At 35.6% G+C, this 21,185-nt stretch carries 23 protein-coding genes and 1 pseudogene; 3 read left to right on the top strand and 21 right to left on the bottom strand.

Annotated elements, in window-relative coordinates; translation table 11 throughout:
- Positions 1–20: 20 nt before the first annotated feature.
- Positions 21–275 (top strand): SunI/YnzG family protein, encoded by a 255-nt coding sequence (locus tag NSQ40_RS05690; RefSeq protein WP_003195766.1) that lies wholly within the window; start codon positions 21–23, stop codon positions 273–275.
- A gap of 164 nt (positions 276–439) precedes the next feature.
- On the opposite strand, the gene NSQ40_RS05685 is transcribed toward NSQ40_RS05690, so the two are convergent.
- The 6 genes and pseudogenes from NSQ40_RS05685 to NSQ40_RS05660 form a co-directional block, all read right to left on the bottom strand.
- Positions 440–1,225 carry a GNAT family N-acetyltransferase gene (locus tag NSQ40_RS05685; protein WP_003209449.1) on the bottom strand — a complete coding sequence of 262 codons (786 nt, stop codon included), beginning with the start codon at positions 1,223–1,225 and terminating at the stop codon, positions 440–442.
- 152 nt (positions 1,226–1,377) lie between these two features.
- A complete protein-coding gene (locus NSQ40_RS05680; RefSeq protein WP_018766615.1) occupies positions 1,378–1,575 on the bottom strand; it encodes a hypothetical protein in 198 nt (65 codons plus the stop codon).
- A gap of 222 nt (positions 1,576–1,797) precedes the next feature.
- Positions 1,798–1,995: a hypothetical protein gene (locus tag NSQ40_RS05675; protein ID WP_018766616.1), complete on the bottom strand. Its 198-nt coding sequence runs from the start codon at positions 1,993–1,995 to the stop codon at positions 1,798–1,800.
- Positions 1,996–2,729: 734 nt separating this feature from the next.
- A complete protein-coding gene (locus NSQ40_RS05670) occupies positions 2,730–3,959 on the bottom strand; it encodes a serine hydrolase domain-containing protein (protein ID WP_098217685.1) in 1,230 nt (409 codons plus the stop codon).
- Between the two features lie 289 nt (positions 3,960–4,248).
- Positions 4,249–4,338 (bottom strand): annotated as a pseudogene (locus NSQ40_RS05665) (ABC transporter ATP-binding protein); the annotation flags it as partial.
- A gap of 431 nt (positions 4,339–4,769) precedes the next feature.
- A complete protein-coding gene (locus NSQ40_RS05660; protein ID WP_098217686.1) occupies positions 4,770–5,222 on the bottom strand; it encodes a hypothetical protein in 453 nt (150 codons plus the stop codon).
- 175 nt (positions 5,223–5,397) lie between these two features.
- Between NSQ40_RS05660 and NSQ40_RS05655 the strand changes: the two genes are divergently transcribed.
- Positions 5,398–5,601 carry a hypothetical protein gene (locus tag NSQ40_RS05655; protein ID WP_003203517.1) on the top strand — a complete coding sequence of 68 codons (204 nt, stop codon included), beginning with the start codon at positions 5,398–5,400 and terminating at the stop codon, positions 5,599–5,601.
- Positions 5,602–5,691: 90 nt separating this feature from the next.
- Here the strand turns inward: NSQ40_RS05655 and NSQ40_RS05650 are convergent, their stop codons facing one another.
- The 12 genes from NSQ40_RS05650 to NSQ40_RS05595 all read right to left on the bottom strand — a co-directional run bounded on the left by NSQ40_RS05650 (position 5,692) and on the right by NSQ40_RS05595 (position 16,757).
- Positions 5,692–5,988, bottom strand: coding sequence for a hypothetical protein (locus tag NSQ40_RS05650; RefSeq protein WP_033796642.1), 297 nt, complete (start codon positions 5,986–5,988; stop codon positions 5,692–5,694).
- Between the two features lie 243 nt (positions 5,989–6,231).
- Entirely contained in the window at positions 6,232–6,939 is a 708-nt protein-coding gene (locus tag NSQ40_RS05645; RefSeq protein WP_033796643.1) for an IS6 family transposase, read from the bottom strand.
- Between the two features lie 177 nt (positions 6,940–7,116).
- Positions 7,117–7,539 carry a DUF3995 domain-containing protein gene (locus NSQ40_RS05640; RefSeq protein ID WP_003204883.1) on the bottom strand — a complete coding sequence of 141 codons (423 nt, stop codon included), beginning with the start codon at positions 7,537–7,539 and terminating at the stop codon, positions 7,117–7,119.
- Between the two features lie 159 nt (positions 7,540–7,698).
- Positions 7,699–8,232, bottom strand: a complete 534-nt coding sequence (locus NSQ40_RS05635; RefSeq protein WP_018782671.1) for a TetR/AcrR family transcriptional regulator — start codon at positions 8,230–8,232, stop codon at positions 7,699–7,701.
- A gap of 464 nt (positions 8,233–8,696) precedes the next feature.
- Positions 8,697–9,083 carry a VOC family protein gene (locus NSQ40_RS05630; RefSeq protein ID WP_033796644.1) on the bottom strand — a complete coding sequence of 129 codons (387 nt, stop codon included), beginning with the start codon at positions 9,081–9,083 and terminating at the stop codon, positions 8,697–8,699.
- 555 nt (positions 9,084–9,638) lie between these two features.
- On the bottom strand, positions 9,639–11,087 hold the full coding sequence (locus NSQ40_RS05625) for a transglutaminase domain-containing protein (protein ID WP_191663961.1): 1,449 nt from the start codon (positions 11,085–11,087) through the stop codon (positions 9,639–9,641).
- Between the two features lie 730 nt (positions 11,088–11,817).
- The gene (locus tag NSQ40_RS05620) at positions 11,818–13,227 is read right to left on the bottom strand and encodes a PH domain-containing protein (protein WP_097787158.1); all 1,410 of its coding nucleotides are present in this window, start codon (positions 13,225–13,227) and stop codon (positions 11,818–11,820) included.
- Positions 13,220–13,696, bottom strand: coding sequence for a PH domain-containing protein (locus tag NSQ40_RS05615; protein ID WP_003195753.1), 477 nt, complete (start codon positions 13,694–13,696; stop codon positions 13,220–13,222). Before NSQ40_RS05615 ends, NSQ40_RS05620 begins: the two co-directional genes overlap by 8 nt.
- Before the next feature lie 87 nt (positions 13,697–13,783).
- Positions 13,784–13,966: a hypothetical protein gene (locus NSQ40_RS05610; RefSeq protein WP_018782678.1), complete on the bottom strand. Its 183-nt coding sequence runs from the start codon at positions 13,964–13,966 to the stop codon at positions 13,784–13,786.
- A gap of 94 nt (positions 13,967–14,060) precedes the next feature.
- On the bottom strand, positions 14,061–15,068 hold the full coding sequence (locus NSQ40_RS05605) for a sensor histidine kinase (protein WP_033795936.1): 1,008 nt from the start codon (positions 15,066–15,068) through the stop codon (positions 14,061–14,063).
- Positions 15,065–15,736 carry a response regulator transcription factor gene (locus NSQ40_RS05600; protein ID WP_033795935.1) on the bottom strand — a complete coding sequence of 224 codons (672 nt, stop codon included), beginning with the start codon at positions 15,734–15,736 and terminating at the stop codon, positions 15,065–15,067. The genes NSQ40_RS05605 and NSQ40_RS05600 overlap by 4 nt, the downstream gene beginning before the upstream one ends.
- Before the next feature lie 34 nt (positions 15,737–15,770).
- Positions 15,771–16,757 carry an alpha/beta fold hydrolase gene (locus NSQ40_RS05595; protein WP_033795934.1) on the bottom strand — a complete coding sequence of 329 codons (987 nt, stop codon included), beginning with the start codon at positions 16,755–16,757 and terminating at the stop codon, positions 15,771–15,773.
- Positions 16,758–17,275: 518 nt separating this feature from the next.
- Between NSQ40_RS05595 and NSQ40_RS05590 the strand changes: the two genes are divergently transcribed.
- Complete coding sequence (locus NSQ40_RS05590; protein WP_003195745.1) at positions 17,276–17,755, top strand: NUDIX hydrolase; 480 nt, start codon at positions 17,276–17,278, stop codon at positions 17,753–17,755.
- 277 nt (positions 17,756–18,032) lie between these two features.
- On the opposite strand, the gene NSQ40_RS05585 is transcribed toward NSQ40_RS05590, so the two are convergent.
- The 3 genes from NSQ40_RS05585 to ecsA are packed head-to-tail and all read right to left on the bottom strand — an operon-like array spanning position 18,033 to position 20,713.
- On the bottom strand, positions 18,033–18,752 hold the full coding sequence (locus tag NSQ40_RS05585) for an EcsC family protein (protein ID WP_003195743.1): 720 nt from the start codon (positions 18,750–18,752) through the stop codon (positions 18,033–18,035).
- Between the two features lie 13 nt (positions 18,753–18,765).
- Positions 18,766–19,977: an ABC transporter permease gene (locus NSQ40_RS05580; protein WP_033797723.1), complete on the bottom strand. Its 1,212-nt coding sequence runs from the start codon at positions 19,975–19,977 to the stop codon at positions 18,766–18,768.
- Positions 19,970–20,713: an ABC transporter ATP-binding protein EcsA gene (ecsA, locus tag NSQ40_RS05575; RefSeq protein WP_003206087.1), complete on the bottom strand. Its 744-nt coding sequence runs from the start codon at positions 20,711–20,713 to the stop codon at positions 19,970–19,972. The genes NSQ40_RS05580 and ecsA overlap by 8 nt, the downstream gene beginning before the upstream one ends.
- Positions 20,714–21,185 lie beyond the last annotated feature (472 nt).

Genomic DNA, 21,185 nt, shown 5'->3' with positions numbered 1-21,185 from the left:
AATAGGAAGGTCTTGGTGATATGTTAGGTATTGATGTTATAAAAACAACAGAGGAACTAATTATTAAATGGCAATTAGCAAAAGTTAGTATTCCATTAAATGAAATTATTGAAGTTACTGAAGATGATACTTATGCTGGTATTGAAAAAGCTGATGCGATTCGAATAGGAACAGCATATGGCACAACTGATCGCATTTTAATTAAAACTAAAAAACAGAATTATATATTATTTACCACTAATAAGGTTTCAATTTTAAATAAAATAAACGCTTAATTACTTAATGATTTAACATGATTTTTTAGAAAAAAAGGCGACTAATGTAAAGTCGTCTTTTTTTCTTCTTATAATAAATATGAAAGTAAACCTCTTATTATTAGTTCACTTTCAAGATACTTGTTAACTAAATAATTATCTTCAGCAAAATAGGTTGATTTTTTCTACCCCTCGTGAATTTCTTTAATGCTTTTTCCTTCTAAAAACGCATGTCCCGTTTTAATTTTTTCTACTGTTTCAAATCCATACTTTTCATACACTTTTTCTACTGTTTCGTTAATTGGGATCACCCAAAGATTATCTAGTCCTCTATTCATTACTTCACTTTGAATAAAGTGAATAAGTTCACCTATTAATCCTTTACCTCTAAACTTTTCAATTGTAGCTACACTTTCCATTCGAGCCTGTTTTTCATGTTCAAAAATACAAGCGATGGAACATGCTACTCCATTGTATCTAAGTAGATAGTGAGTGAATGCTGGATGTTGGAATTCATCTTGAAAAGCTTTTTTTCTAACTTCGCCTCCTAACTCTTTTATACTACATTCAATATCTAAAGCTTCTTCAAAATTTAATTCAGATACCTTTTCAATAGTAACTTTTTCATTTTTATCTTTTTTAGTTAATTTCTTATTCCATAATTGGATTGGACTTATTAATTCTTCAAACCCAAAATTCTTTATTTGTAATTCAGAAATCAGTTTTTCTTGCATATCTAAGTTGTATATATAAAATCTAGGTACTATATTTTTAGTCTTATAGAAATGAACTACTTCATCTACTATCATTTGTGGATTCAAACTTACTACACTTACATGTGCATGATTTGCATCATAATAACATGGGTTATTTTCATTATAAAATATAGAACCCCATGATTTCTCTATTCGGCTAGTAAAGGTTTCAAGATATGCAAAATCAAGCTCAAGAACATTTTTTAAACTAGTCATACGATATTCCCTCTTCTCTATTTTTTCTTCAATATCTTCTGTACTTTATTATACATTTAAATATTTTAATTTTCAGTTTTTTGGTTAAAATATATCTCATACCATTCAAAAAAATATTTTCAAGAAAAAATGAAAAAGAAAAATGAACTAAATTAACCATCTAGTCCAGTTTTCTTTTTCTTGTATAAACGATTTATTAAATCAATAATCCAAGAATTAATAATAACTACTGTGAAAATAACTAAAATAGCAACAATATTTTGATTTGAAGATATGTATGGTATCAGTGGGCCACGTACCACCCAAAAAAATATAAGAGCAAAAACTAAAGACCAAATAAATTTCAGCATTAATTCGTGCCCTTTTCTAATAAATATAGCACAAACAAATTAAAATTTTAAAAATCAAATGTAAACTTTTTATTATTAGTTTACTTTCAAATCCTCTGATATCCTCAAAATCAACAATAAAAGTATACATTCAAAACAATATAAATAAAGGGATTAAATCCCATGCAAGCAAAAAAATGAGTATCTCATCACTATTGAGATACTCATCAAAGAAAGCATAAATTAACTAGTAGTATTTAGCTCCTTACTGTATTTCTTTACAAAAAACGCCATTATTAACGTAATAATTCCTATACTTAAACCAAGTAATTGATCTAACGAAATTACATCACGAAAAATCCAACGTATAATAAATCCCATACCAAATACTAATACAAGTAAAAAACCAAAATATCTTAGTCCTCCATATACGTCTTCCATACCCACACCCCTTTTAATTTCACAACCAAATTATACCATATTGTAGAATTCAAGTAAGGGTATCTAAATCAGTTCACATAACCCCACTTATCAGTAGCAAAAAAGAATCCAAAGATCGGATTCTTTTTTATTTTACTTATATATGGCGGGACCCCCATGATGCCCATCAACTTAAGAATTTTATAACACCCCAAAACAAAAAATGCACATTTTCTCCTGGAGATGTCAATTTTTTCGTTTTGGGGTATTCGCTTTTCTTAGCTTGATGGTGATGAGGTAGCACCATCATTTCGCAGATTTCGTACGCTTAGATGGGGTTCAGCCGAGATACGTGTAAAAACGGGTCATAGGATTACTTTTATTTCCAAATCGAACAATGTCAAAAATAGTATTAAAGAAACACGAATTGTGAAATTCAACCTAAAAAAGTCGAATTCCTTAGGAACCGACTTTATAATTTGGCTTGTTAAGCTAAGCCCCCTATTGGGGGTAGTACCAGCGAAGCTGACACCACCCGCAATGTAGATGTAATTAAATTATTGATGACCTCGTTATATCCCTGCTGGGCATCGGTGATTGCAAGCTTTGAATAGACCTCCAAGGACTTGCGGCCATGCCCCTGCCCGCTTCCACTCCGTCCAACCAACTCCGCGTCACGTCCTGATTCTGCCCCAATAAGGTCGATGAAATTCACCAGCCTTTTTTTAAACGAACGACGAACCGCGGGCTCGGTGTCAGTCTTCGATTGCCTGGTAGACCATGGTCCAGAAGTCGTGGATAAGCCGTGCCGAATTCGGGACTGACAGCCCGACCTGAGTAAGCAGGATTCCGGTGAGCTGGTTGTCCGGGTCGGCGTAGGTCGTGGTGCCGCTTCCGCCGTCCCAGCCGAACTGGCCGATGGGCGCGTAGTCGCCACGATAGGTGCGCACCGCCATCCCGAAGCCCCAGCCGCCGTGCTGCCCTTGGCCGAATGACACATGGACGTTGTTTGTGGCCATGGCGTTTCGAGCGGCTTGCTGCTCGGGCGTGAGGCGGTTGGTGGTCATCAGCTGGACGGCGGGCCGGGACAGGATCCGTTCGCTTTCGTGCATCCCGTGATTCAGCAGCATCCGTAAATACGCGTTGTAGTCGTCGACGGTGGAGACCAGCCCACCGCCGCCGCCCTGGAACGCCGGAGGCTGGCTCCAGCGTCCCCCCTTGGCCTCGTCCCACACGATGAACTCTCCGTTCTGCGGGTTCGGGGCGTAGAGGGTCGGCAACCGGTCGATCTTGTTGGCGGGCACGTGGAAACCGGTGTCCTTCATGCCTAGGGGGGCGAAGATGCGTTCGCGCAGGAACGTCTCAAACGACTGGCCCGTGACCCTGGCGACGAGCACGCCGAGTAAATCGTTGCTGATGTGGTATTGCCAGCGCTCTCCGGGCTGGTGCATCAGCGGAAGCTCGCCAAGGCGGCGCATCCACTCATCCGGCTTGGGCATCGGCACCGGTAGATCGGGCGTGAGCCCCTTCTCGAAGATCGCGTTCATGATCGGAGTGCCCAGCGACGTAATATCCATGCCGAGCCCGAACGTGGAAGTCAGCAGGTCCCGTACGGTGATCGGCCGCCGCGCTGGCACGGTATCGTCCAGCGGGCCGTCGATCCGCTTCAGCACCCGCCGGTCGGCGAGTTCCGGTAGCCACGTCTCTACCAGGTCATCCAGCCGCAGCCTGCACTCGTCGAGCAGGATCATTGCCGCCGCAATCGCAAGCGGCTTGGACGTCGAGGCCATCCGAAAGATCGTGTCCCGGCGCATCGGCGCACCACCATCATGGCGCATCGTGCCGAGCACTTCGACGTGCGTCTCACCGTTCCGGCTGACTAAGGCGACGACCCCAGGAATCTTCCCGGAATCGACATGTCGTGCCAGCACGTTGCGCATTTTGTGCAGCCCTGTTTCGGAGAAGCCTTTGTTACTTTGTCCCATCATGAATCTCTCCTTTTTTCCCCATTTTCTGATGAACGAAAATCTTCTGTTGTAATCTTTTTCATTTGGTTTCCCTCTTTTTACTTTTTTATCAGCCCTATTGTTTTAAAACTACAAATTCTCTTTTGTTATTCATGCTTGAAAGCCCTTTGTCAAAAAGGTGGATTCGATGCATTAAAGAAAATGAATATTGGCAATCAAAATCTGACTCACTTCCTTTTCTGGGTTATCAGAATCGAGATATGTCCTGCACTTAACATAGAGCCATGTGTTCATCAGACGTTTATTCTACAACCGTTGTCTTGTCCGCCTCATTGGAGCCGAGCAGGGCGAAAATACTGCCCTTATCCACCTCGAAATCTACGCCCTTTAGGACTTGTAGCTATATATCTTTATCTATCTACATATCTAATTCAATACTTCCCTTTTTTGGAAGTAACTTTAACTTTCTAGATGCCTTATCTAAATCCCTTTCTTTTTCCAGAATATAGCCCGATTGCGGAACAAAAATAAAAGAGCTCTCTTCAGCTTTTCTGTGTGCTTAATAAATTCGCCCCATAAATGAAGGGTATAAGTTTTCACGAGAAGATCATGTTATGCTGAGTCCATACCTTACAAGGCACATTAAACGTTTTGGTGATTATGTCATCGATTTACAAAGCATCCCTCAACCAGTAGAGGAAAATATACCGGTATAAACATAAAACGGGTCATCTACTGGAAATAAAAGTAAGCCTATGACCCGTTTTTACACGTATCTCGGCTGAACCCTATATTTGCACCAGAACCGAAAAGAGAAGTGTATGAATATCAAGGTGTGGTAAATGTGATAGTTCCTGATGAATCAGAGGAACGTATAGAGTCCACCTTTTTCACATACAGCATATAAGTTCCTACAGGAGCTGGCTTATTAGTTGTAAAAGTAAATGAACCGGTACCTTTAAATGTACCAGAACCGAAGATAGTCGAAGAACCATCTGGTTCCATTTTTAAGAAGGCGTACGTTATTCTTTTACCATCAACTGTTTTTTGATCAACATTAAAAGTGATATGTCCTGCATTATTCACATAGATGTGACCGAATTGTCTAGGATCAGATAAACTTGAGAAACTATAAGAATATTGTTCTGAGAGTAATGACGTTTGTACTAGTGGTTTAATTTCTAAGGGGTTATGCACTTGTGGAGGCGACGTGGCATGTGCCAAGTTTCCAGGCAATAAAATTCCGATCGCTAATGTTCCAATCGCTAATTTTTTTAACATAAATACATCTCCTATTCTATATTGGTTATCTATCAATCAAGTGTTATAACCTAATTGACATACTAAATAAGACCAATTAAGAAATAGAGATAGTGTCATATTTTGTAAGTTGATGAAAATTTTTTGGAAATATGACGAAAATATGAACTAAAATTTCATTTTGTAGAAAAGGGGGATGGATATGGAATTCAAAGAAGATGACTATGTAATGGTTGTTCATCCAGATTATCCAGAACTACATGGGCTAGCACGAGTTATAAAGCCAAGAAATCAAATTATCAGAATTGAATTATGTGGTGATAAAACTAGGTGGTTAGCTTCTACAGAATTTTTAAGACATGCTTCAGAAGAAGAAATAAGAGCAGCTAGCAAAAGCTAACTGCTCAGGTTGTGGAATAGGTTAAGAAATGGGTATCTACAGTATTGACGGAATATTGAGTTTTATTCAGTCTTGTATTTAAATTGCGTTTTAACTTAACGCATATCCTACAATCAAAGTAAGTGTTAGAAATACAGATAATGAAAATGTTAGTAGGACTGTTACTATGCTTCTAAGCATCGCTACCCAATTATTTACCTTAGAGAAGCCAATCATGCCAGCAAAAAAAGTTCCTACTGTTAAAACTAGTAAAATGAATAAAGGGTGAATGTGTAGTGAATCCGTAAAAAACTTGAATATTTCAGATGGGATTTCAAAATATAAACGGAATAAACCAATACAAATCAGAGAACAAATAAAGGACCATAGATTAATGTTATGTTTCATTGTTTTCTCCTTAGTTAGTAAAGTAGTTTTGATTTAATTTTAATGGAAAATATAAGAAAAATATACTAGATATGAATTTGAACAAAGTTTTTAACAAAATAATCCTTTTAATAGAAAGTGAGGAATAACAATGGGATTAGGAAACCGTGGAATGGCATTTGAAATGCTTATCAATCTATCGGGTTCTGGTGCAAATATGATTTGTTAGAAACATAGAGCCTCCATATCCTTTTCATCTAGGAGTTATGATGCTACTCCAAATAATTTATGTATGAATTCAATCTCGTTTTGGACAGACTCCATCCCTTGTTGCAGTTGTCCTTTTTTCAGCATATACATCACCTCTACTCCACAGATGATCCGTTTGGCTGTTTGAAACGTTTTTAATCCTAACATAGAACGAACTCGTTTCTTTATAAAGCGATGATCTTGCTCTACTATGTTATTCAAGTACTTCTGTTGTCTAAGTTGCATACCGTCAGATATGCTTTTCTCTTTTTTCAACTGTTCAATTGCTATAGGATAAGCCGGATTCTTATCGACTGTTATGACACGAGGTTTAGAAACATGCAAAGACCGCAAAGCTTTCTTAAAGAAGTGCTTTGCAGCCTGTTTGTCTCTTGTTTTACTGAGATAAAAATCAATCGTGTTTCCTTCGGAATCCACGGCACGATACAGATACATCCATTGACCTTTTACTTTGATATATATTTCATCGATTCTCCAGGAGTCATTTGTTTGTTTGAGGTGACGTCGGATTCGCTTGTCCAATTCAGGACCATACTGATGAACCCAACGCATAATCGTTGTATGGGAAATGGATAAACCCCGTTCTTCCATCATTTCCACCAAATCACGAAAGCTGAGGTTGTACCGTAGGTACCATCTTACCGTTAACAAAATAATATCAGGTTGGTAATGTTTCCATTTGAACAAATTTTCCTTTTTCATACCGATCACACACCTTTTTTAGAGTAATAGTATCAGTATGTCCAAGATTTAGAGGTTACTTGCATGTATCTTGAAGTTTTTGCACCGGAACCGAAAATTTTACATATTTCTGTATTATGTTTTTCTTAGCTTGATGGCGATGTTGCGGTGCCCCTTATAGGGAATTCATTATACTTATTAAAACAACAACATGATATAGACAAAGCCAAAGAATAAACATAATGGACTATAGAACCAAGTGTCGTATCTAGCAAACTGAGAATGTTTAATTTTTTTAAAAAATCCAACAAACTTAAAATCACCAATTGCCCTAATGATGAAAACTAAAGCACAGACAATACTTCCGATTTTAGATAAACTATTTGCTTGGAACCCTTGCAAATAACCTCCTTGAACAACAATAATGACACTAGCCAGTAGAATAAGAATGGCTACGAATAATGTTCCCCATATTCTCGGAGTAAAAGCAGGCTTATGTTCTCCCTCTTTTACTGGGAGAACAGCGGCAGAACCCCATCGACCTCCAAAAGCCCAATAAATATGCAAAAAACTGATAAACCACAGAAGCCCTACAGCTACTAATATTAATAGTAATTTCATTTATTCGCCCCCAATGTCGTAACTTCAAATAAAACATACACTACCGTATGTTATAGTGAAAATTTTGTCCCTTCAGGTTTTATAACCATATTAGGGACATTTATTATCGAATAATCAATTATGCCTCGGCATAATTGCGTCCGGAGGCTTTAACTTCTTTCAGCGGATGTTTGGACACCCGCTGAAAGAAGTTAAAAGCTCAACCATTTTATCAATATCAAAATTAGGATTTGCTTCAAACCTTGTCATCCATCCTACATACGTTAAATAGGCAAGTCTCGCTCGATCAATTGATTCAGTTTCGTCTATGCCCATTTTTTGATACAATTTTGCAACACAAGAAATTCTCTGTTCTTCCATATCTACTAAACGTACTGCCACAACAGGATCATATTTAGCCCAAGTATAAATACCATTCTCAATTTTTTTATCTCGATTAAAACTAATCTGTAATAGCTTTTCTAAAGAGGCATCCTGTTGCTCCATACTTTGAACAATCAGCTTTGTTGCATGTACTTCCCAAAAGTCGAGCATAGAATCTAAAAGCTCTTGATGGTCACGAAAATAGTGATAGAAGCTTCCTTTGCTTATTTTTAGCAATCGAGCAAGTGCTTCAATGCGAACTTTATGTATCCCTTCATCAGCTAATTGTTGTAATCCTGCTTTTATCCAATCTTCCCTCGTTAATTGCATATCATCTCTCCAGTAAAATACGGTAGCGTATGTTTTACGTTAGATTACTACTATTCTCATTTTTTGTCAATTAGGGGTTCAGCCCATGCCCATCAAGCTAAATATTTATAAATGGCTAGAGTAGAACTCTTTCTACAAGACAATTTTCTACGTTACTGAAGGAAGGCATGCGAAATAAACCTGAAATAGGTCATTTTTTAACGTTATGTACTTTTTAGCTTAACTACACGCATAATGCTATGAAATATTTTGCTTAGTACTTACTCCCTACCTTTTTGACCAGCAGTTGGAGAGCTTGTGGAGATAAACAAGTAAGTTAATCTGATACCTCATGCAAAAAAACACCGTCTTTTCTGTTCGTTCCCTATAAAGATTCTACTCTTACAAACACAAGTAACACAGTTCAAATAAATCGAACTGTGTTACTAAAGTTGTTTAACCTAATCCCATTTTGAACAATCGAATTACAGCATTTTATATATCTCAATTAAGTTATCGTCAGGGTCACGAAAATGTGCAACACGCGCTCGCCATTCCTCACGATCATGCGGTTCATTAACAAATTCAATTCCTTTTTCTTTGAAACGGTTATAAGTCTGATCGACATCTTCAACTTCAAATTGAAGCAAGAATTTTGATTGGGACTCAGCTTCTAAAGGCTTATTTCCTTCTCCGACCAATTCGGCCATCACGTTTCGAGATACAAGCTCAATTTTCGTTTCTCCATTATTGAAAAGCGCATATTCCATGTCTTCCTCGTACCAACTCACTGGAAATTCCAATAGATCTCTGTAAAACACGGCACTTTTCTTAAAATCTTTGACCAAAAGTCTTATTTGCAACAACTTCAAATCAATCATCTCCTAAAAAATACTATCGAAGAGCCAACACCATCGTCATTCATTGAACATTTCGTTACTGATTCCAATATTCCTTCATGTTTCATGTAACTATCCTGCTGTGTTATCTGTATAACAAATGAAACAACATTATGATCATTCAACACTTTCTATCGTGATACAGAAAGAATATTCTCTATATGGTTAAGTTTTGAGATTAAAGCTTTAGAAAATAGAATAAGGAAGCACTCTTCATCAATTAAAGTTGCTTCCTCCCTTCCAATGTGCCATCAAATGCAGTTGTCTAGAACTACAATATATATTCGTTAAGATTAGACTTCTTAAGTGTAGCCCCAATAGTCGCTACTATCGTGAAAATTGAATCACTATATATTCTATGTTTAGCTAGTTTTATTGATATGTAATATTAAATATTTATTTTGGTTTTGCAACGCCCTCTACGTGAATACATGTACTTTTTCATACGGATATTACTCACCTTTATAGGCTCATCATATCCGTATGTCTAAGCAAATGTATTAAAGTTTTTGTACCAAAAGATACAGTTTAACGTTTGATGGCTTTTAAAATGTCCTGGTATTTCCATGATTTTGAGCTACCTGACTGGATTTTATTTGCTAATTCATTCGTGTAATTTGTTGTTGCTGCCGCAAATTTATTACGATCCCACTGGTGATCTTGAGCGATTTGTGCATCAGACAGATTATAGTATGAATAAGTTACTCGTCCTTGCACATCTGGAATTGGATCATCAAAAGTTGTATCAAGATGGTACCATTTTCCTTCAATTTTCACTTGATTCCAAGCATGTGGTTGTCCATTTCCAGTTCCTGTTACAATATGATTTTCTATTCCAGCCTCTTTTAACAATTGATATGTTAATAATGCATATCCCTGACAAACAGCAGAACGGTTTGCTAAAGCTTCATACGCTGTATAAGCTTGGAAAGAAGTATCATAAGAGACATGTTTTACAACATAATCATGAATTGCTTTTACTTTCTCGTGTTCATCCATACCAGCTTGAACAATGGAATTGATAATTGATTTCGCTTGTGTCTTTACATAGTTCGTTTGTTCTTTAGATTCACGGTATGTAATCTTTAATGTAAACGTGTAATTTCCTGGAATACCACGAATAGAGTATTGTGTATTTGCGATATTATAATTTAAGTATTCGTTAGATTCGACTGCCTTGTCGTATTCTTTAACAAGTGTATCCATAACTTCATTAATATTAGAGTTTTTGGATTTGTATGTCATTGTTATATTTTCTTCTTGATTATTAATATGCTTTTTTATTTCATTTTGAAATGCGTCTAATAGTTGCCCGTCAGGTCGTGAAACGTTATTTGCATTTGCAGCGTTTGGATTCCAAACACCATTACTTTCAAAGTAATACTTTTTACCATTATCTTGGATCCAGCCTGTTTGCATTGCTCCGCTTCCACTAAAGTAGTACCATGCTCCATTAATTGACTGCCAACCTGTTTGCATTGCTCCACTTCCGTTGAAGTAGTACCATGCTCCATTAATTGACTGCCAATTTGTTTGCATTGCTCCACTTCCGTTGAAGTAGTACCATGCTCCATTAATTGACTGCCAATCTGTTTGCATTGCTCCACTTCCGTTGAAGTAGTACCATGCCCCATTAATTGACTGCCAATCTGCTTGCATTGCTCCACTTCCGTTGAAGTAGTACCATGCCCCATTAATTGACTGCCAATCTGTTTGCATTGCTCCACTTCCGTTGAAGTAGTACCATGCTCCATTAATTGACTGCCAACCTGTTTGCATTGCTCCGCTTCCGTTGAAGTAGTACCATGCTCCATTAATTGACTGCCAACCTGTTTGCTTCGCGCCGTTTACATTGTAGTAATTCCATACCGATCCAGTTTGTTTCCACCCTGTATCAGCACTTGCATAAGTAGCTACTGTTGACCCCATAACTGTTAGACCAACTGCCATAGCTAACATTTTGATGTTTTGTTTCATAAATTCATATTTCCCTTCTGTTGACCTATTTATCTATCAAGCATTAACAGTGAGGGCGTTGCAAAACTAAAATAAATATCCAATATTATAAGTTTTTCGTTTTCATAGACAATATTAGCGACTAAACAACAAGATTTGAAGTGTACAATTATAATATTATAACAAAAATTCCAATCATTTTTCATGCGATATTGCATAAAAACGATTGGAAAGAAAATAGAGGTTGCCATTCACTTGTTTGTCTATCAATTAACTGTCCTGCTGTGTTATTCGCATAACAAATGAAACAACATTATTATCATTCAACACTTTCTATCGTAATACAGAAAGAATAGTATTTTTTCGTTTTTTTGGTAATGATTTTCCTTAACTTGATGAACCCCTTTTTTACATATAAGTCGCTGCTATGAAAAACAATATGGACTTGCACTCGTTTTCTCTCTCTGGTTTCACTTGGCATGGAGAAAAAAAGAGCTGACCGCTTCTATCCATGATCGAATCCTCTCTCCTACCCAAAAAGAATGGTTTTCTATCAGTTTTTCATTTTATATAATTTTGATTTCCAACATACAAATTACGGTTATGAAAACAAAAGCAGATCTCCACTCATTTTCTCCTTTTGTTTTCACTTGACATGGGGCTAAAAAAGGATCTGACCGCTTCTACGCATGGCCAGATCCTCTATTCCCCCTCTAAAAAGAAAAGGTTTGTCTTTTTTCTATTTAGGTTTCTACTTATTCTTATACCAATCTAACATACACTCTGCATCTTCTAAACGCGTATGCTCTAATTTATAATTTGTGGATGCACTAGAGAAAGTCTGCGAACATAAATGCGCTCCACGCTGAAAATAAGATTGCGTTTTCTCGATTGATTGTACATGTCTTCTTCTTACTAAACCTGTATATTTAGCAATGTTACGATACACCATCGTTAACTGCTCTCCTTCTACTCTATAGCCACCTGCACGGAATTTCGCATATCCGAGTGACAAAAGTAATCCAAACAAGGGTAACAGTGTCCAAATCACAAAATATTTTTCAAAATATACACTTGCGCCTGTAATCGGAACTGCTAATATACAAAAGAAAAGAAAACTCTCTAATAAATAGCGGCGCAGTGCCGTTTTTGGCAAGGCTGTAACATTTTGATTTAGTTCATATGGCAACTGCAAATGAGCAAGCAATTCTGCGACGCGGTCTTTCCGAATGACCGGATGAAGCGTAACATTCTCCTCACCTTTTTCATTGTTTTGAATCACTTCTACATGTACAGAGCAGTAACCAAATGGTTGACGGAATATCCCTTCTTTTATCGTGATCCCTTGAATGCGGTGCAGCTTTAACACAAGTTCTTTTCTTTCTAGAAGTCCTTGTGAAATGCGAACTTCATCATTTTTCCGATGCACGGTAAAGTTCGCGTGCTTTAAGGCGTAACCAAATGTGGATACAATCCAAGAAACAACAAGTAAGACCGCAACCATATAAATCCAGCCATACACATCATGATCCATCACATATGTTTCTACTCTTTCTTTCATCCATTTCGGGATATATTCATCTACTTGGGAGTAAATAAAGAATAATAAAGAGAACAACAAACCAAATTGACCAGATGTAACGGATGCTAATAAAATCTCTTTCCAAGTCAACTTATATTCCGTCCGATTTTCTTCTGTCAAACTAGCATTTACAGTATCCTCTTCTATTTCTGTATGTTCCTCTGCCTGTTCATTTAACATTGTAATTAATGTTTTTGCTTCGTCAGCTGTAATACCAGCTAAGCTAACCTCAGGCTCACCACCACCGCCAGCTGTTTCAATTTTGAGCTTCGTTAAACCTAATATTTGATATAACATACTTGAACTTGTATTAATCGTCTGTACGCGCTCTTTATTCAAGTAACTTTCTTTTTTCACAAATAGTCCTTGTTTAATGTGCAGTACATTATTTTCGATCCAATATAATTTATAGTACCACTCAACAATAACAGAGATAACTGAAATCACTAAGAAACCTATCGGTACTAAATACCAAAATGGAAATTTTCCTTTTAAACTAAACAGAAAAATAATAAATGGTATAAAGTCTGTAATCTTTAATTCAAGTAACATTGTGATTGGATGCTGCCTCTTATACATCCTCATCACTCACCTTCGCAAGTTCTCCAATTTGTCGTTTCAATTGTTCTGCTTCTCTCATCTTTAAACCCGGAATACTGTGCGAAGTAGCGGCAGTTGAAATTTGTAATTCTGCTAAATCATATTTTCTCATAATTGGACCTTGCTCAATTGTAACGTGTTGCACGCGAATCATCGGAACTAATACACGCTTAACCGTAAACATTCCGTGCTGAATTTCTAATTCTTCTTCATTTAACCGATAGCTGTAATAACGCTGACGTAATTTCGGAAATATAAAGTAGTCAAACGGTGTATACACAACTGTCAATCCAATAAGTACATAAAACAGCCAAGCCCACCAATTAAATTTAATCATGAAAAAGAGATAAGCAAGGATTACTAATACACTTATGCCTAGTTCAATTAAAACACGAGCTTTCCAAACTCTGACCATATCAGGATGAATTTCATTTTCCAATGGCTGCATCTAATCACTCCAAATTTAGTAATCTAATATATGAATTCTCTCATTTACTATTTTACAGAAAATTACATGGAAATAGAAATGTTTTTATTATAATTCTTTCTTTTCATCATCTTTCTTCTCCGGAATAAAATAACCGAACCAAATAAACCAAATGAGGCTAATCAATGCCGTCCATTCCTTTTCGCCTTGAAACGCATCAATTACATTCGGAAACTTATAAACTCCAATTAATCCAAGAAAACCAAGCCACCAGTCTTTTCGAAATTTCATCTTTTTCTTCTCCTCTCTACCGATTCATTGATTCTATCTATTTTCGATTCCCAATATCCACATCTCGGCTATGAAAACAAAAGAAGACCTGCACTCATTTTCTCTTTTTATTTTCACTTATTGTAAAACAAAATATAGTCCCGTCTTTACTTGATTGTAACGTATATTTTACATTGAGCATTCTAGATATATCCTGAATAATTTTTAATCCTAACCCCGCACTTTTACGGTTCATATCGAAACCAATTCCATTATCCTTAATAGAAACAACCTTATTTTCAATGGTTATCTCAAGTTTTTTAGCTTTTGAATGTTTTAACGTGTTCTGGAAAATGTTATCAAATAACCTTTGAATCCATAAATCGTTACTCGTCCATATTAAATCCTTATTTATTGGATTATATATTAATTCAATATCATGAATACTATACAAATAGTCCCACTTTTTAACCATATCTTCTAATAAATCGTGTATATTCACCTCATGATTTAAAACATAAGAACTCTCTAATGTATCAGTGGATTGTAAATTAAATTCATTGGTTAATTCAGCAATATACTGTATTTGTTGATATAACGATTCTAGTATTGGTGCTTGATCATTATATTGACCTTCTAAGTAGAATAATTGTAACCTAACAGCTGTTAAAGGTGTGTTAATATCATGTCTTAATTTATTTAAAAGTTCCTTTTTTATTTCCTCTTGCTGTTTAAGTTCTAATTCTCGATATGTAGTTCTTTCAATTAATAAATTTACCGCCCTGACGAGTTCCCCTATTTCATCGTCGTTTTTAACATCTAATTTATTCGGAACTTTTTCATCACTAGCTAAATTTCGAATGGTTTTATTCAATATATTTATTTTATTTAATAGTGAATTAATGGATTTCGAAAATAAAAAGGCTAACAATAATAACGATAAAAAAAAGACGCCTAGCATAGTAGGATATGCAAAAGATTCATGAAATGGAATATTATTATTTTTCGTTTTAAAGGCAAGATTATAAATGACTGACATAAAGATACTAATCAACAGTAATAAAAACGGTACGCTTATAACAGCAGAAAATAATAATAACTGGTATTTTTTCTTTAATTTCATTTCTTTATATAGGTATTTAATCTATACCCTTCTCCATATATATTTTGAATAATTTCACCCGTGTTATCATTGATTTTTGTTCTTACTTTTTTTATGTGCACATTCACGATATTTTGATTTCTATCTTCGAGTTGCCATAAATAATCAAAGAAATGTTCTTTCGTTAAAATACGATTCCTATTTTCATATAAATAGAAGAATATTTTACGCTCAATCGCAGTAAATTCAACTTCATTATGTAAGTTATTGTTGAAAACTTTTTTATGCTCAGCATCAATATATAAATGTTTGATTTGTGTAAAAGTACCATAGCGATTATCTAGCATTTTCTGCATTCTTAGTAATAGTTCTCTAGGATCAAAAGGCTTTATCATATAATCCTCTCCGATTGTTAAACCTTGGAGTTTGCTGTCCATATCGCTTCGAGCAGATAGAAAAATAATTGGAATATTTAGTCCTAGATTTTTTATTTTCTTTGTAATTTGATAGCCATCTTCACCTGGCAACATAATATCCATTATGACTAAATCTATCTCGTGGATGATATCAATAACTTCTTTTCCTTCTTTCTTCCAACATACATAATACCCTTCGCGTTGCAAAATCTTTTGTAATAAATCTCCAATCATTAAATCGTCTTCAACAATTAAAATTTTATATCCCTTCATCACATAGACCTTCCATTTTCAAAATAAGAATCTCTTAATGTTTTTCTACTTTTTTATTGATAAAATTCATGGCAAGATTATATATCTCATCAGGCTCATATAAATAAATGCTGTGCGTACCTTGAATTTTTATTACATCTGCTATCAATAGTTGCTCTGCAAACTCCTCATAATCTTCGTTTTTTCGTTTTGTATATTTAGAATTTTCATTCTGTTTAGCGATCGCATCTAAAAATAAAATAGGTGTTTCTTTTGGTATCGGTAGGTTAATTGATTTTTTACCATTATTGTAACTCTGTAAAAGCTCTTGCTCCATATCATTATTAAAAAATTGTTTATATGATAGTGCTTTATACATTTCTTTTTCATGTTCAGTTAAAAAAGATTGTCGGATCACCTCAGGATTATACGTAACAGAAGGAAAAAGACGATGTACACCCATTTTCGTTAACAGATTGAATCCTCTTACTTTTAATGAATCCACTAGGTTCATTTTATGAGTTACGTATTGCTTCGGTAAACCAATATCTAAAGCAATAATTCCCTTCACTTCATTTGGATACTTTTGTGCCCAGTAAATTGCTTCGATACCCGAGATAGAGTGTGGCACTAATATATACGGAGGTTTATTTCCACTTTGTATGAGCGCTTCTCTACTTTGTTCTAACATCGTATCAATATCTCTATCATCGTGAAAAGCATCACTGTATCCATAACCGGCTCTTTCAATAACCGCAATCTTGTTTTCTTTTGAAAACTTGCTATATAGTCCTTTCAGTTCATAAACAGGAGCAGCTATCCCAGATCCAGACATAAATACATATGTATCCTCACCGCTCCCTTCCTTGTATACATTGATTTTTTTATTATTAAAATTGACTAATGTTCCCTCACTTTTGATTAATGACGATTCTTTACTTAATTGATAATTATGGTATATAAAAACAGATAGTAACACCAGTAAGATAACCGCAATCGACACAATACATATATTCTTTAATACTTTACATAATTTTCTCATAGAATTCTCCTTTCAAGCTATATTGAAAGGATACGATACAAAAATAAATTTCTAATAAATTTTTCTAAATAGAAATCATTTGTTTGTAAAGGAATAATATGCGCCCTTAATTTTAAGCCTTCCAGTCAATGACTGTTGGCAAGCTTTTAAAGTTGTTTCTGTAATGTTTAAAGAAATGAAAGTATTATTTTAATGAACTACATGCTACTGATTTAAAACTTTAATTTATAACGAATTACCTATCAATTTCGACAGGTTTTTTATTGTTTTAGAAGGAATATTATGGTTAATGCCGAATACTCCTGTTTAATAAATTATATAGAGAGATTTTAAAACAAATATAGTGAATAGTGTGCAGTTGAAACTCTAAAAGTGTATGAAGCTAGTTTTCATGTAGACTCTTATATTAGATCTGATGCTCTTTTAGCCCCAAAAGGAATTGCATAGTAACGAACTAAGACAATGAAATTTAATTCTGATAGTACAGGGATTGCAGAATTTTTAAAGGAGACATATATATGGGATATATTATGGATTTGCGTAATTTGGTTGGAAGTAGACCTTTAATTATGGTCGGGGCGTGTGTCCTTGTTATAGATCATGAGCAGCGAGTTTTATTACAACTTCGAAAAGATAATGGATGTTGGGGACTGATTGGCGGTTCTATGGAGTTAGGAGAAACACTTGAACAAGTAGCTCATAGAGAATTGTTTGAGGAAACAGGACTAACGGCTGAGAATCTGAAATTAATTCATACATATTCAGGGGAAGCTTTTTATTATCAATATCCTCATGGTGATGAAGTCTATAATGTTGTGACGGCCTTTGAATGTAAAAAATATAACGGTCATTTAAGTCATGATAAGAATGAGGCAACAGACCTTCAATTTTTCTCTTTATATGACTTGCCAAAAAATATAAGCCCACCAGATAGACCTGTACTCGAAGATTATAAATTAAAATACTCATACCATCACTCACTTCAAAGCAATCTATAAATAGCGTAACACGATTACTTCCATTTGTTGAGCACTACTTCCCCAATCATTTTTCTACATATAGAAACGGGTAAAGAATACATACCAAAAGACCTCCAAGTATAGAGGTCTCTTTAATTTCTTTATAACTGATGTACGAATGATTAAGATAATCCTTTTTTACTAAAATCTCATCCACACTCCCACTCCAGATGTTCTTCTTTTAGACATAAAAATCCCCTTTGATAAGCATAACCAAAGGGGGTGAAACTTCGTGACTTCATTTCAAAGCCACATATCAAATCGATATTCCCTTCCGCTGAAGCAACCGCAAACGATAACAATTCATCGTCACTTCTCCGAGGCGTTGCAACAATTGATAGTTTGCATATGCACCGACCGGGGCACCAATAATCGGCACAAGCTGCAGCATCTTCGCTAAATCGATATAATCGCGGTACTCTTGCTGGAATTTCTCCCAGTCCATATGATTTTCTTTCTCTGTGTCCCACGTTTCGATCGCTTTCCATATTTCCTTGCGATGATCATCACTTGAAAATGCTAATTGAAACACGTGCAGAATAAAAAGTCGCTCTTCTTCTTTACTCGTATCGAATCCATACATAGTCGCTGCATCGAATAAAAATTTAATTTTAATGCTGAGCAGGAGCGGAAAATCGGCAAGTCCTAAAAGAATACCACCAGCTCCTGTTCCGGCGCCTTCTGCTGCGGCAATCTTTTTGTACTCGTCCATTTTCTTTAACACTTCTGCATCTCTTCTTTCGAGCGACCAGTCTGTTTCTTTTAACTTCGGTTTTATAAAATTGGATCCGGCGCTAATACCTTGCACCATCTTTTTAATTGTTTCTGTTAACACATTTTGCACTTTTTCTGGAATTAGCTGTTGTACTTTCGTTTGTACCTTTTTCGAAAACCTGGTCATCATAGAAGAACTTTTCATGATTGTAAGTTTCCACTGCTGTAATTCTTTTATGACCTTCCCTTCATATTCAGTCATAAGTTCATTCCTTTCAGTTTAAACGCTCGATGCGCTTTGCACCGTATTGATATACGAAAGCGATACTAAATACTATGCTAGCGGCAAGTAAAATACAAGTCATGATGATATCTTTTGTTGCGAAAGCAAAAATGATGGTAAATACAACACTGCCTATACATAGAATTGCATTTAACAGTTTCAGAAAATCCTTTTTCTTTTCTTCTACGGTCACTGGATATAAATCAAGCCAAAGTTTTAAACGATGATGTTTCCAAAGGCTTAATAGTTGATAACCAATTAAGTATAGAAATACGATACTCACAATGAAACGCCCATATAAAAACGGTATAAAGTAAAGAATGACACCACCAATAGCAAGTAAGCGCATATATAAACCAAAGTAGTTGCCTGATCTTAAAAATGTCCGTGTATACAAATATAAATATGTACGTTTTTCACCAATCATGGAAAGTACAAAATCAAGCCATTTCCGGCGTGATACTCGCTCTTTTAATGCTGGTACATCGACAAACATGTTGGCGATGCGGTACAGGCGCATCATTTTCTTTCCTTCTTCTGCAATTAAGTATTCCCAGTTTAACGGTTTTCCTTGTACCTTTTGATACATGAAAGCAAGGTATACAACCATTACAAAGAGAATTACTCCGATGTAAATCACTGAAGTTCGCTCGACAAGGAAGTATACAAATAACCCGTTACATAAAAAGCGAACAAACCAATCCGCGCGCTGCATGCCTTGATCTGTTAAAAATGATTTTTCCCATGCTACAAATAAATTCCATGCTTTAACGAGAACAAGTGCAGCCACAATCCATATGTAAGCCCCTCCTGTTTGCTTCATCTGCTGGAAATATAGCGGAGCAAGTGCCGCCGCTACAATTGCGATTACATATAGCTGAATCATAAATGTAAAGAGAAATGCTTTTGTAAAGTATGGTTTTAATTTTTCTTCAACTGGAAGTAAATACACAAGATCCGCCTCTTTTAATAACGTTTGAATCGATCCTGCTGTTAATACAAGTCCTAATAGTACCGCCATAACTAGCGCGGTCGGAAATGAAGGAGTCAGTGTTTGCAACCATTGCTGATAATAATAGGCCCCTGCTCCAATGATAAATACGAAAATAAATTTTAAATGATCATTAAAAACATACTTACTATATGTACGAACTTCTTTTAAGAAATATTTGAACCGTTCTTTCCATAATGCTTTGCTATTCATAATCTTCTTCCTTTGTTAACGCAATATAAATATCATCTAGCGTCGCACCTGGCATGTTAAATTGTGATTGCAACTCAGATAACGTTCCTTTCGCACGAATTTCACCTTGATGTAAAATAATAAAGGAATCGCAGTAACGTTCTGCTGTCGCTAAAATATGGGTACTCATTAAAATACCAGCACCGCTCTTTTTCATCTTGTCCATCATTTGGAGTAATGATTGAATCGCTAATGGATCGAGTCCAACGAAAGGTTCATCGACAATATAAAGTGACGGTTCAACAAGAAAAGCACTCATAATCATCACTTTCTGCTTCATACCTTTTGAAAAATGAGCTGGGAACCATTTTAAACGATTCGTCATTCGAAATTCTTTTAATAATTGCCCGACGCGTTCTTCATATTGCTTCTTATCTATACCATATGCCATCGCTGTTAACTTTAAATGTTCTTCCAATGTTAACTCGTCATATAATACAGGTGTTTCAGGAATAAAAGAAAAACTAGATCGATACGCTGTCATATCTTCTCGAATTGTTTTTCCGTTAATTGTTACCGTACCTTTTTTCGGTTCCATTAAACCGATGATATGTTTAATCGTTGTACTTTTACCAGCACCATTTAAACCGATTAAACCAACAAGTTCACCTTTATTAACAGAAAATGAAACATTTTGCAGCACCGGCCGCTTCGTATATCCTCCTGTGACATTTTCCACACGTAATAACTGTCCCATATGACACCACTTTCTTCGTTATATTCATTTGTTTGTACAAAAGCGTATATTCTATCAGAATGTATACATTCATCTTACCAAAAAACAAAAGATACTACATAGTATCGAATTTCTTCAAAAAAAAAAAATTAATTTCTTTACATATCCTCTGCAAAATGGGACATCATAATTAGTGAAGAAGGAACACATTGAAAAAGCAACCACCAAGTTGATGAACATAGCCTAGCGAAATCATCATGAAATGGGGTGTCCATAATGGACAAAGAAAATTTACACGAAACCAGATAGTTTGTTTTATTTTAGAAACGGGGTGTCTCGAGGAGAGTATATACTGTTTTATAAAATAAACAAGTTCATTTCATAAAGGATTATCATTTCATTGTAAATGGGGTGTCTAAGGCAGAATACGAGCCGAATTGTCACATATTTCCTAAATAAATGAGGTGTCTGCGAACGGTAGATTATATTAAAT

This window comes from Bacillus sp. FSL K6-6038 (assembly GCF_038050455.1).
Taxonomy (GTDB): Bacteria; Bacillota; Bacilli; order Bacillales; family Bacillaceae_G; genus Bacillus_A; species Bacillus_A pseudomycoides.
The sequence above is the reverse complement of the archived record's forward strand: the minus strand, read 5'-3'. Positions and strand labels throughout refer to the sequence as shown.

Bases quoted from the DNA above. Each gene is read 5' to 3' on its own strand.
- NSQ40_RS05615 (WP_003195753.1), bottom strand. From the start codon at position 13,696: ATGCAGCCATTGGAAAATGAAATTCATCCTGATATGGTCAGAGTTTGG.
- NSQ40_RS05660 (WP_098217686.1), bottom strand. From the start codon at position 5,222: ATGTTAAAAAAATTAGCGATTGGAACATTAGCGATCGGAATTTTATTG.
- NSQ40_RS05685 (WP_003209449.1), bottom strand. From the start codon at position 1,225: ATGACTAGTTTAAAAAATGTTCTTGAGCTTGATTTTGCATATCTTGAA.
- NSQ40_RS05580 (WP_033797723.1), bottom strand. From the start codon at position 19,977: ATGAATAGCAAAGCATTATGGAAAGAACGGTTCAAATATTTCTTAAAA.
- NSQ40_RS05620 (WP_097787158.1), bottom strand. From the start codon at position 13,227: ATGTATAAGAGGCAGCATCCAATCACAATGTTACTTGAATTAAAGATT.
- ecsA (WP_003206087.1), bottom strand. From the start codon at position 20,713: ATGGGACAGTTATTACGTGTGGAAAATGTCACAGGAGGATATACGAAG.
- NSQ40_RS05655 (WP_003203517.1), top strand. From the start codon at position 5,398: ATGGATATGGAATTCAAAGAAGATGACTATGTAATGGTTGTTCATCCA.
- NSQ40_RS05645 (WP_033796643.1), bottom strand. From the start codon at position 6,939: ATGAAAAAGGAAAATTTGTTCAAATGGAAACATTACCAACCTGATATT.
- NSQ40_RS05590 (WP_003195745.1), top strand. From the start codon at position 17,276: ATGGGATATATTATGGATTTGCGTAATTTGGTTGGAAGTAGACCTTTA.
- NSQ40_RS05605 (WP_033795936.1), bottom strand. From the start codon at position 15,068: ATGAAATTAAAGAAAAAATACCAGTTATTATTATTTTCTGCTGTTATA.
- NSQ40_RS05675 (WP_018766616.1), bottom strand. From the start codon at position 1,995: ATGGAAGACGTATATGGAGGACTAAGATATTTTGGTTTTTTACTTGTA.
- NSQ40_RS05585 (WP_003195743.1), bottom strand. From the start codon at position 18,752: ATGACTGAATATGAAGGGAAGGTCATAAAAGAATTACAGCAGTGGAAA.
- NSQ40_RS05610 (WP_018782678.1), bottom strand. From the start codon at position 13,966: ATGAAATTTCGAAAAGACTGGTGGCTTGGTTTTCTTGGATTAATTGGA.
- NSQ40_RS05650 (WP_033796642.1), bottom strand. From the start codon at position 5,988: ATGAAACATAACATTAATCTATGGTCCTTTATTTGTTCTCTGATTTGT.
- NSQ40_RS05640 (WP_003204883.1), bottom strand. From the start codon at position 7,539: ATGAAATTACTATTAATATTAGTAGCTGTAGGGCTTCTGTGGTTTATC.
- NSQ40_RS05635 (WP_018782671.1), bottom strand. From the start codon at position 8,232: ATGCAATTAACGAGGGAAGATTGGATAAAAGCAGGATTACAACAATTA.
- NSQ40_RS05680 (WP_018766615.1), bottom strand. From the start codon at position 1,575: ATGCTGAAATTTATTTGGTCTTTAGTTTTTGCTCTTATATTTTTTTGG.
- NSQ40_RS05595 (WP_033795934.1), bottom strand. From the start codon at position 16,757: ATGAGAAAATTATGTAAAGTATTAAAGAATATATGTATTGTGTCGATT.
- NSQ40_RS05670 (WP_098217685.1), bottom strand. From the start codon at position 3,959: ATGGGACAAAGTAACAAAGGCTTCTCCGAAACAGGGCTGCACAAAATG.
- NSQ40_RS05600 (WP_033795935.1), bottom strand. From the start codon at position 15,736: ATGAAGGGATATAAAATTTTAATTGTTGAAGACGATTTAATGATTGGA.
- NSQ40_RS05690 (WP_003195766.1), top strand. From the start codon at position 21: ATGTTAGGTATTGATGTTATAAAAACAACAGAGGAACTAATTATTAAA.
- NSQ40_RS05625 (WP_191663961.1), bottom strand. From the start codon at position 11,087: ATGAAACAAAACATCAAAATGTTAGCTATGGCAGTTGGTCTAACAGTT.